A 10,908-nucleotide genomic window follows, 5' to 3' on the forward strand; every position below is an offset into this window, starting at 1 on the left:
GATCGCGGTCCAGGCCTTGGCGGCGGTCGAGGCGCGCCTGGCCGCCGTCGGCGATCCGGCCGCGGCCATCTTCCGCCGGCACCGCATCGACGGCGTCACCCAGCGCCGGCTGGCCGAGGAATTCGGCATGGGCCTGAGCACCATCGAGAAGCATCTGCGCAAGGTCTATGCAGCGCTTCTGGATCTTGAGGGGGGCGGGGCATGAGGCGAATCGGCTTCGGCGGCGTCCCGGGGGCATGGGGATGAGCGCCACGACCAGAATTATCGAACGTGACGCCCTGGACTGGCTGGCCCGGGTCAACGATCCCGACTTCGATCAGTGGGACGCCTGGGAGGCCTGGCTGGCCGCTGACGCGCGCCACGCCGAAATCTATTGGCGGCTGGCCGAGGCCGAGGGCGACGCGGTCGAGGCGCTGAAGACGGCTCCCGCGCGGACCCTGCCGACGATGCGGGCCGGCCGCGGTTTCGTCTTCCCCCGCCGGGCCGCGATCGCGGCGGCGGTCGGCGTGCTGGCCCTCGGCGTGGCGTGGATCGGCTGGAGCGCCCGCCCGCAGCCGTGGCTGATCGAGACCGCGCCCGGCGAGCAGCGCACCGTCACCCTGGCCGACGGCTCCCAAGTCGTGCTGGACGGCGCGACCCGGCTGGCGCTGGATCGCCGCAAGCCGCGCCAGGTGTCGCTGGAGGCCGGACGCGCCCTGTTCGAGGTCGAGCACGACGACGCCCGCCCCTTCCTCGTCGCGGTCGGCGACACGACCCTGACCGACCTCGGCACCGTCTTCGACGTGACCCGCCTGCAGGACGGCGCGCGCGTCTCGGTGTCCGAAGGCAGCGTCCAGGTCGACGCCGGATCCGCCCGGACGGTCCTCAATCCCGGCGACAGCGTGGTCTCCAGCCTTCGGGGTCTCGAGCGCGGCTCGGTGGCGCCGGAAGACGTGGACAGCTGGCGCGAGGGTCGTCTGTCGTGGAACGACGAGCGCATGACCGTGGTGGCCCAGGACCTGGGCCGCGCCCTGAACCGGCCGGTCACCGTCGCGCCCGGGCTGGCCGACCGCCGCTTCAGCGGCAGCCTGACCACCACCGCCCCGACCGCCGACCAGAAGTCGCGGCTGGAACTGCTGCTCGGCGTCACCATCACGGAGGCGGGCGAGGGCTGGCGGCTGGAGCCGCGTCGGGCGCCGTGACGGTCGCCGCTTGGCTGGCGGTCGGGCTGCTGACGGCTCAGTCAGGCGCGCCACAGACGTTCGATGTGCGGGCCGGCCCCGCTGTCCCCGCCATCAACCGTCTGGCCTCCCAGGCCGGGATCGACGTGGTCATCGCCGCGGACCTGTCCGCCCGGCGGACGCCGGAGCTGCGCGGGCGGATGACGACGGAAGCGGCGCTTGAACGCCTGCTGCGTCCGCTGGGCGCCCGCGCCGTACGGATCGGCGACGGCGTCTACCGGATCGAAACCGTCCCACGCGCGCCGCTGCGCCCCGCCTCCCCGCCCCCGCGGCAACCCGTTCCCGCCGGACCGACGACGCTGAGCGAGGTCGTGGTCACCGCGGTTCCGCCGGTCGGGCTTCGCGACGGGGCCGGACGAAGCCTGCTGGCGCCGGGCGCGCTGGACCGGGTCGCGGGCGCGGCCGCCAGCGAGGCCGTGGCCGATCTGTCCGCGACGGTGGACTCCACGCGCCAGGGCCTCGGCCGCAACAAGCTATTCGTGCGGGGCCTGTCGGATTCGGCCATGAACGGCCCGCTGCAGGCGACGGTCGGCCAGTATCTGGGCGACCTGCGGCTGAGCTACGGCTCCCCCGACCCCGACCTGGCCCTGATCGACGTTCGCCGGATCGAGGTGTTCGAGGGCCCGCAGGGCACCCGCTTCGGGGCCGGCTCCATCGGCGGCGTGCTGCGCATCCAGCCTGAATCCCCGGCCCTGTACGAAACCTCGGCCCGCCTCACCACCGGCGTGGGCGCGACCTCGGGCGGGTCGAACAGCGGCGAGGCGTCGCTGGTGGTCAACCAGACCCTCGGCGATCAGACCGCCGCGCGGCTGGTCGCCTACGTCCGCCACGACGGCGGCTTCCTCGACAACCCCGGCCGGGGCCGCCAGATGGACGGGGTCGACACCATCGGCGGCCGCGTCGCCCTGCGCTGGACCGACGAGACCTGGACCATCGACCTGGTCGGCCTGGCCCAGCGCGTCTCGGCCGACGACGCCCAGATCGTCGCCGTCGACGACAACAGCTTCAGTCGCTCCAGCCGGGTGCTCGAACCGTACGAAAGCACCATCGCCATCGCCGGACTGACCGCCCGCCGCCGGCTGGGCGGGGCGACCCTGACCTCGGCCACCAGCGTGTCGCGGCAGGAATTGATCGAGCGGTTCGACGCCAGCCAGCCGGGCGATCCCTTCCCCAGCGCGGTCGACCGACGCCAGACCATCACCGCCCTCGCTTCCGAGGCGCGGGTCGACATCACGTCCGGCGGCGGCTGGACCCTGACCGGCGGCGGCACGGTCGCCCTGGGCGAAACCCTGGTCGAACGCCGCCGGCTCACGCTGTCGCCGACCGACGCCAAGGCCGGCGGCGCGGACCTGAAGCGCAGCTTCGCGGAGGTCGCGGCCTTCGGCGAGGCGGCGCTCGCGCCCACGCCCTACTGGCGTGTCGCCCTCGGCGCCCGTCTGTCCGCCGTCCGCATCGACAGCGACATTCACGACGTCGTCGTCAATCTGCGGGTCGGAAGCGATCACCGGGGCGTCACCTACCGCCTGACCCCCAGCCTGTCGGCGCGCTGGGACGTGTCGCCCGCCGTCACCCTCTTCGGCCGGTTCGAGCAGGCAGTGCGCCCCGCCGGGGTCAACGAGGCCGGCGGGGCTTTCGCCCGCTACCAGGGCGACCGGGTGACGCTGCTGGAGCTGGGCGCGCGCACCCGCGACGACTGGAACGGCCTGTCGGGTGAGGTGTCCGTGGGCTGGATGGACTGGCGCGACGTGCAGGCCGACATCGTCACCGAGGGCGGCGACCTGGTCACCGACAATGTCGGCGACGGGGTGATCCACTTCATCTCGCTGAAGGCGGCCTGGCGACCGGCCTCGAATTTTGAGGTGTCCGGCGGCGTGTTCCTCAACGAAAGCAGCCTGACCCGGACCCGCTTCAGCACCATCGGCGGCGGCACGACCGATATCCCCAACGTCGCCCCGGTGGGCGCCCAGATGAGCGTCGACTGGGAGGCCGGGCGGATCGCGACCCTGCCGCTGCGGCTGGGCGCGGACTTCCGCTACATCGGCCATTCGCGGCTCGGCGTCGGCCCGATGCTGGACGTGCCGCAGGGCGGCTACCTGCGCTCCGAGCTGACGGCGCGGCTGGGCGACGAACGCCGGGCGGTCACCGTGCGCCTGTCCAACCCCTTCGACACCACCGGCATCCGCTACGGCATCGGTTCGCCCTACCAGCTGTCCGAGCCGCAGGCCGTCCCGGTCCGGCCGCTGACGCTCCGGCTGACCTTCGACGCCGCCTTCTGAAGAAATTCGGACCGACGCCGTAAGGCGTCCCGCGCGACGCGGCGTCCTTAGAACAGGGCGGCGACTTCAGTGCGAGTATTTCATGATCAAGACCGTCATCGCGGCCTCGGCGCTCGTCACCGCCGACCGTGGGATCACAGACTTCTTCAGAACCGGCGGGTCGCGGGTCACCCCAGCCCCCCAAGGCCCCACCGGCGATCTTCGCCGCTTCTGAATGAAGGGATGGGCGCGCTGCATAGCCCCCGATTGGCGCGCCCATCCTCCCCCACATCATGGAACACGCTTCAAACACCGTCGGCGCGCACGCGCCGCGCCGGAGCCGCCTTGACCAACTCTATCGGCGCGACCCGCGCGCCGAGGGCCGGTTCTGGTATTCGGTCGTCACCACCGGCGTCTATTGCCGCCCGACCTGTCCGGCCCGGCATGCGCGGCCCGAGAACATCCGGCTGCACGACACCCTCGACGAGGCCCGCGCGACCGGCTTCCGCCCCTGTCTGCGCTGCCGTCCCGAAGCCCCCTCGCTGGGCGACCACCACCGGGACCTGATCCAGGCCGCCTGCAGGCTGATCGAGATCAGGGGCGCCGCCCCGCCCTCGCGCGATCTCGCCGAGGCCGTGGGGCTGAGTCCATCGCACCTGTACCGGCTGTTTCGCCGTCTGACCGGCACGACCCCTTCGGCCTACGCCCGGGCCCTGCGCGCGCCCGGCCGACCGGAACCGTCGGCGGCGAGGCTCAGAAGCGCCGGCTTAGACTGAGGCGGACCGTGCGCCCCAGCGGGTCCTGATCGTCGCGGCCGTATCCCGGAACCGGTCGGCCGTCGCCGCGCGTGGCCTCGGGCCGAGCGTCGAACAGATTGTCGATCTGCAGCTCGATGCGCACGCCGCCGTCCCGCCGCGGCCTGGCGCCGTCCTGGGCGGCCTGGGCGGCGCGCTCCAGAAGATAGCTGATCTTGAGATCGATCGCCGCGAAGGCGGACCGCTCGATGTCGTTCGGCCCGTCCACCCCGATGTCGCGCCGGATGCGTGACGCGCTCTGCCAGCGCGCGCTGGCGTTCAGGCCCCAGTTCCCACGGCGGCCGTCGACCTGGACGTTGACCTGCTGCCGCGGCGCCCCGCCGCCATCTCCGGCCAGGCGGTCCAGCTCCGGCAGGCCCGGATGCAGGATGGCGGTGCTGGCCAGCTGCCAGGTGTGATTGATCCCGAACTGCAGGGAGGGCGCGCCCGAGCGCCGCCTCCCGCCGCCGAAAGGAACGCTGAAGTTCAGGCCCGAGGTCAGGGTTTCCGACAGCGTCGAGCCGAGGTTGATCGGCCTCTGGTCGATGTTGACCAGCCGACCGCCCGGCTCCCGGATGAAGAGCTCCGGGAAGGCCGCCTCCACCGCCGGGGTGAGATCGGGAACCGGTCCGATGCCGTCGGTCGAACGGTTCCGCTGGAACCCGACACGGCCGCGCACGCCCCATGAGGTGAAGGGACCCGCCGACGCGGACAGGGAGAACCGCTCCAGCGTCTGGCCCCGCAGATCGGGATTGCCGCCCAGGATCGGCAGCACCTCCACGGACTCGCCGGTCTGGAAGTCGAACACCACCCGGGGCGGGCCGAAATAGACCGGGTCGAACCTCTGGGACGACGAGGGATTGTCGGTGGACCGGGACCACAGGCCGTTGAACCTCAGCTTGCGGACGGGCGCCCAGGCCAGGCCGACGTTCACCCCGTCGCCCCTGCCGGCGTCGTCATAGAAGCCGTCCGCCGTGACCCCGAGCGTCAGCGACAGGTCTCCCAGGGACAGGCCGCCGTCTTCCCCCGGCGACGCGGCCTTGAACAGGGGGACCGCCAGATTGCCCCTCAGATCCAGGGACTGGGTCGAGCGGGCGTCGGCCGCGTCGCGGGTCACGCGGGATCGGCCGTATCGCGCCGCCAGGGTGGTGATGACCAGGCCGGCCGGAAGCTCGATCAGGGGACGGTTGGCCTTCACGTCCGCGCCCATGGACAGGTTGCGCGAGCGGGAGTTCGCGATCCCCTCCTGCTCGGCGTCCGATATCGCCCCGCTCAGGCCGACCTGAACCGACCATCCCGCGGCGTCGCCGGTCACCCCGCCGGACAGGCCCAGGCTGTCGACGCTTCGCCGGGTCTCGACGGTCTCCGTCCCGGCTCGGGAGGTGAAGCGGTCGCGTTGGACCCGGGCGTCCCCGCTGAGGGAGCTGGACCAGTCGCCGAACGCCTTCGTCATCGAGAAATTGGCGTTGACCGCGTCCGTCGCCGGCCGAAGGGTGACGCCGGCGCTTTCGGGATGGTCGCGCAGATAGTCCGGGCGCTCGTCGGCGCGAAGAGAGGTGTCCCGGGTCAGCTGGACGCCGAACTGGCGGGTGTCGCTTTCCACGATCTCGGACTGGCGGGCGTCCAGGCTCAGGGACGAGTTCCCCCCCTGCGTCGGCGCCGAGGCCCTGACGAAGCCGTCGCGGCTGGTGAATCGCGGTTGCAGGACGATGTTCAGAACCCGGCGGGTCGGCGCCTCCCCGTACAGCGACGCGGCCTGCTGCGGCAGAACCTCGACCCGCACCAGGGCGTCGGTGGGAAAGCGCAGGAAGTCGCGCGCGTTCACGACCCGGCGGCCGTTGACGATGATCGCCGGCGTTTCGTCGAAGCCCAGGGACTGGCTCAGCCGCCCCAGCGCCTCTCCGATGTCGTAGGCGCCCAGGTTGTCGATCTCGGTCGCATCCAGCTCCATCTCGGGGGCCAGGGCCGCCGCGCCGCGGCGCGGGCCCACGACCACCATGCCCTCGATGTCGATGACGCCGGGATCCTGGACGGCTGCCGGCGGCTCTTCACTGACGGGGGCTCGGGGAAACACGTCAGGCGCGGTCGCGCCGGAAGGCGGTGCGGCGGATTGGGGCGCGGCGGCCTGGGGCGCACCGAGCACGCTGGAGACAACACAGATCAGCGGCAGCACGGCCATGCCGACGACCTAGCGGCGTCGCGCCGGATCGGCGCCGGGCTGCGGGCGCATTCGTCGATGATGGAGCGGGCGGAGGACGGAAAGCCAGGGCGCCATATACTATCCATCCTTGGCTACGACGCCGCCGGTCCCGGGCGAAACGCCTCCGAGAAGACCGGAATACCGTCCAGCCCGCAACATGATCCCAAAAAGCGTCGCCAGACCTCCCGCACAACCCCAAGGCGGCGCGTGTGGAAGGCCTGGCGAACTATCAGCGATAGGACTGTCGGATTACGACAGCGTGATCGCGGAGTTTCCGGTCGTGGCGAAGCCCTCGATGTAGCAGGTCATCGGGAAGCCGAAGACCGTGCCCGCAATGCCCTGACGGGGGATGGTCAGGGTGTTGCCGACATAGGTGCCGGTGACGGTGCCGGCGCAGGTGCCCAGCAGCGAGACGGCGGAGATGCCCGTGACGGTGACGTTGGTGCCGCCGGTCGGGGTGATCGTCCAGTTGGAGTTGTTCAGGCCGACGTTGTCACACAGGCTGTCGCCGTCGAGCAGGGTGTTGGGCGGGCTGACGTCGATCACCGCGTTGGCGCCGCCGCTCGGCACCGAACCCGCGAAGCCATCGATATGGCAGGTCAGTTCCTGGGTCTGTTGGACGATGAACTCGGAGTCCACGATTTCGAAGGCGCCGGCGGGGCTGAACGACTGGGCGTTAGCGAACGAGGCGGCCGCCATGACGGCCACGAAACAGGAAACGGCTGAAGCGGTACGAATAATCATCAGAACCTCCCTTGTCTCCGCGTTGAGTGCGGATACAGAACGCTATCAACACCTATGAAAGTATTCAACCAGAAATCGGCATTTTAACTATCTTTACAACCTTAGCTATAAAGTATTCGTTGCACGATTCATCGCCTCGCAGAGAATAAACCCTGCGAGGCGACATTTATTTCTGAACAGGGTGCTAGAATCTTTTCGTGACGTTGAATCCAAAGATACGAGGGTCGTTGATGAACACGTTCGTCGTCAGCATCGAGTCATCACTATTCGTGAATGCATCCACGATGGACTCGTTATCGAGCACGTTCTTGACGTAGGCGCTCAGGACCAGAGAGTTCTGGACGTTCTCGACAGAGATCGAGAGGTTCAGGTTGTCCCAACCTTTGATCCGGTCGTACTCGGTGTTGTAGACGCGGAAATAGCTCTCGGCCTGGCGGTAGTAGTCGCCGCGCAGCGTCGTTTCCCAATCCCCCATGAACCAGGTGTATTGGGCGCCGATGTTGGCGGTCCAGCGCGGCGCGTTCGGCAGCTCATTGCCGCTCAGGTCGTCGTAGAAGCCGCGCCCGCCGTTCGGGGCGTCCGTCAGCGGATTGTAGGTGAAGCCGTAGGTCTCATAGAAGCGGAAGCTGCTCTGGATCGCCGGCGTGAAGGTGCCGAACCGCGACGAACCCGCGCACAGGGCGGCCAGGGCGTTCCACGCCTGGCTCGGATCGGGCTGCATCCTCAGGATGGTTTCCACGTGCCGGGTCGGCGCGACGCAGTTCGACGGCACCTGGATCCACGGCCGCAGCAGGGTCCAGTCCGCATTGCCCTGGGTCCGATTCATCACGTCGATGGACTGCTCCCCGTCCCCGACCCGGGTCTTCAGGAAACCGAGGTTGCCGTCGATGCGGAAATTCTCGGTGACCTGGAAGATGCCTTCGAGCTCCAGCCCCATGGAGGTGGCGTCGAAATTTTCGTTCAGGGAGATCCGGTCGACGATCTGCGAGACCTGGTAGTCCTTGTATTTATAGTAGAATGCGGTCGCGTTGAGCCGCACCCGCCCGTCGAAATAATCGCCCTTCACGCCGATCTCGAGCGCATCGACGTATTCCGGATCGAAGACCTCGGCCAGGGGCTGGTACTGGATCACCGCCGGGTTGATGTCGGCGCGGGGCGGGTTGGTGCCGCCGCCCTTGTAGCCGCGGGCGTAGGACCCGTAGACCATGACGTCTTCGTTGACGTGCCAGTCCAGGACCACCCGTCCGGTGACCGCGTCCCAGCTCTGTTCGATCGGATCCCCGGCGACGAAGCCGCGCCGCACCGTGCCGCCCGACGACGGACCGAAGCCCAGCTGGGTCCAGGTCCCCAGCAGAAGCTGGCTCGGATAGGGCGTCGTCGTCTTCGTGTCACTGGTGTAGCGCAGGCCCAGCGTCAGCTTCAGATCGTCCCTCAGATCGATGTAGGACTCGCCGAAGATCGCCCAGGACTCGGTCTCGACCTCGTTCTTGCTGCGGAAATAGTTGTGCCCCTCGCCGTTTATGTTCCCGAGGGGATTGGGATCCACGTAGATGCATTCAAAGTTGGTGACGCTGTCGTCGCAGGTGACCGGAATGCGGTTGGACAGCGCGCCGTTGTAGAAATACTCGGCCAGGAAGCTGAACAGGTTGTTGAAGACGAAGTAGTCATCCTTCGTCTCGAACTTCAGGTAGTTCGCGCCGATATTGAAGTTGACGCCCGAGTCGAAATTCGTCTGCAGCCGGAGCTCCTGATAGAACTGGTTGTTCTCGGACCGGCTGAGATCCACCGACAGCATCCGGTTCGACGGGCCGAGCTGCGGATCGGTGTAGATGCCGCCCGGCGTCGCCGGGTTCGGGATCAGGACGCCCTGACGATTGTAGATCATCGAGCTGTCATTGAAGATCGGATTCGTGACGTACCGGTTGTAGTCCTGCGATGAGTAGTAATTGTCCTTGGTGTAGGCGGTCTGGGACACGATCTGGATCGTGTCGGTCGGGTTGAACTCCATGTTCAGCTGGAACACGTCGTTCTCGGCGCGGAACACCGGATCGTAGGACGTCGAGATCTCCCTCAGGTTCCGGCTCTGCGAAAGCCCCTCGTAGGGGTCCTGGTTCGCATTGACGAAGGTGAAGGACCTGCGCGTGGCGGGCAGCGGGGTCGTGAAGCCGCTCGAGACGCCGAAGGCGCTGGCCAGGAACATCTGCGCCAGGCCGGCCCCGTTCGGCACACCATAGGCGGCGTCGTCATACAGGGAGCCCGCCTGGCAGCCCTGGCTCATCCGGCCCCGAAGCGAAACGTTGGTGACCGACTGCGCCCCGATCTGGGTCGGACCCGGGTCGCGCGTACACAGCTGCTTGCCCGTGCGCGAGCGGTTATCGTCTTCCTCGAAATGCTCCCAGATCAGGTTGGCGTTGAAGCGTTCGTTGGGCTCCCACGCTGCGGACACCCGGGTCGCCCACAGACTGCGGCCGTTCACGTCCGTGTCCAGGAAGGTGTTGTGGTCGAAGCCGTCGCGTTCGGTGAACGACCCGGCGGCGCGGATCCAGAAGGTGTCCGACACGGGGATGTTGATCATCGCCTGGCCGCGGGTCGAGACGTAGTTGCCCAGCTCGAACCGGGCCATGGCGTCGAAATTCGGCCCCGGCAGATTGGGGATCATGTTGACCACGCCGGCCGTGGCGTTGCGGCCATAGAGGGTGCCTTGCGGCCCGCGCAGCACCTCGACCCGGCTGACGTCCAGGTATTCCTGCTCGAACAGGCGGTTCCGGATCAGGGGGCTGTTGTTGAAGCTGACCGCCACGGCCGGGTCGGAAGCGGCCGAAATAGCCTTGGTCCCGATCCCCCGGATCGAGAAATTGTACATGCTGAAGTTGTTCTTGGAGAAGCTGACGTTCGGGACGGCGCGCAGCAGTTCCGAACCGCCTTCAATCCGCAGGTCGTCCAGAACCTCGGCCGAAAAGGCCGACACCGCGATCGGCACGTCCTGGATCGCCTGCTCGCGCTTCTGGGCCGTGACGATGATCTCATCGAGCGTGGCGGCTCCCGGATCGGCTTGCGGTTCGGCGGTCTGGGCCAGGGCCGGCCCCGCCGCCATGAACAAGGCGGTAGCCGAGGCGGTGATAGCCAGACGCGCGCGAATACAGGCCGATGAAGCCATGGTGTCCCTCCCGAAACGCGCCATTCCCCAACAGCGCGCTAATGTACGTTTCCTCCCGTCTGGTCTTTTCCGCGTGATGGGACGGGACCATCAGCGGTTGCCTGCAACTTCGCACTACTAACTCATATGTCAATACCTACTGACAGCGATGTGCGTTGACCTTACGGCAACTTCCCACATACTATTTACATCAATGTAAATCTTGGCGATGATCCACCGACGGGGGAGGATCGGATGAACTATGACGCCATCATCGTGGGCGCGGGCCTGGCCGGCCTGGTCGCGGCCAACGAACTGGTCCAAGCGGGCCGCCGCGTGGCCGTGGTGGATCAGGAGAACCCCGCCAACCTGGGCGGTCAGGCCTACTGGTCCTTCGGCGGTCTGTTCCTGGTCGACAGTCCCGAGCAGCGGCGGCTGGGCGTCCGCGACAGCGTCGACCTGGCCTGGTCGGACTGGCGGGGCAGCGCCCACTGGGACCGGCTGGACGGCCCTCTCGCCGAAGACGAATGGGCCGCGCGCTGGGGCCGCGCCTATGTCG

Annotated in this window: 9 protein-coding genes; 6 read left to right on the forward strand and 3 right to left on the reverse strand. The window is 68.3% G+C overall.

The genetic code is table 11. The features are described from left to right. The 5 genes from Q0C81_RS09390 to Q0C81_RS09410 form a co-directional block, all read left to right on the forward strand. The coding region (locus tag Q0C81_RS09390) for a hypothetical protein (protein ID WP_291836826.1) at positions 1-205 on the forward strand (205 nt) is incomplete at its 5' end. A gap of 37 nt (positions 206-242) precedes the next feature. Continuing rightward, positions 243-1,181 (forward strand): FecR domain-containing protein, encoded by a 939-nt coding sequence (locus Q0C81_RS09395; protein WP_291836828.1) that lies wholly within the window; start codon positions 243-245, stop codon positions 1,179-1,181. After that, positions 1,178-3,496 carry a TonB-dependent receptor gene (locus Q0C81_RS09400; protein WP_291836830.1) on the forward strand — a complete coding sequence of 773 codons (2,319 nt, stop codon included), beginning with the start codon at positions 1,178-1,180 and terminating at the stop codon, positions 3,494-3,496. Before Q0C81_RS09395 ends, Q0C81_RS09400 begins: the two co-directional genes overlap by 4 nt. A gap of 82 nt (positions 3,497-3,578) precedes the next feature. Further along, positions 3,579-3,710, forward strand: coding sequence for a hypothetical protein (locus Q0C81_RS09405; protein ID WP_291836832.1), 132 nt, complete (start codon positions 3,579-3,581; stop codon positions 3,708-3,710). A 58-nt stretch (positions 3,711-3,768) separates the two neighbouring features. Beyond that, positions 3,769-4,251 carry an Ada metal-binding domain-containing protein gene (locus Q0C81_RS09410; RefSeq protein WP_291836834.1) on the forward strand — a complete coding sequence of 161 codons (483 nt, stop codon included), beginning with the start codon at positions 3,769-3,771 and terminating at the stop codon, positions 4,249-4,251. Here Q0C81_RS09410 and Q0C81_RS09415 read toward each other — a convergent pair. From Q0C81_RS09415 to Q0C81_RS09425, 3 genes are all read right to left on the reverse strand, one after another. Then, on the reverse strand, positions 4,229-6,448 hold the full coding sequence (locus Q0C81_RS09415) for a TonB-dependent receptor (RefSeq protein ID WP_291836836.1): 2,220 nt from the start codon (positions 6,446-6,448) through the stop codon (positions 4,229-4,231). The genes Q0C81_RS09410 and Q0C81_RS09415 overlap by 23 nt on opposite strands. A 270-nt stretch (positions 6,449-6,718) precedes the next feature. Beyond that, the gene (locus tag Q0C81_RS09420; RefSeq protein ID WP_291836838.1) at positions 6,719-7,213 is read right to left on the reverse strand and encodes a hypothetical protein; all 495 of its coding nucleotides are present in this window, start codon (positions 7,211-7,213) and stop codon (positions 6,719-6,721) included. Positions 7,214-7,397: 184 nt separating this feature from the next. Continuing rightward, entirely contained in the window at positions 7,398-10,370 is a 2,973-nt protein-coding gene (locus Q0C81_RS09425; protein ID WP_291836840.1) for a TonB-dependent receptor, read from the reverse strand. A 234-nt stretch (positions 10,371-10,604) separates the two neighbouring features. Here Q0C81_RS09425 and Q0C81_RS09430 point away from each other — a divergent pair. Next, positions 10,605-10,908 (forward strand): FAD-dependent oxidoreductase (locus tag Q0C81_RS09430; RefSeq protein ID WP_291836842.1); only part of this gene is annotated, 304 nt, incomplete at its 3' end.

Source organism: Brevundimonas sp., from assembly GCF_023259385.1.
Taxonomy (GTDB): Bacteria; Pseudomonadota; Alphaproteobacteria; order Caulobacterales; family Caulobacteraceae; genus Brevundimonas.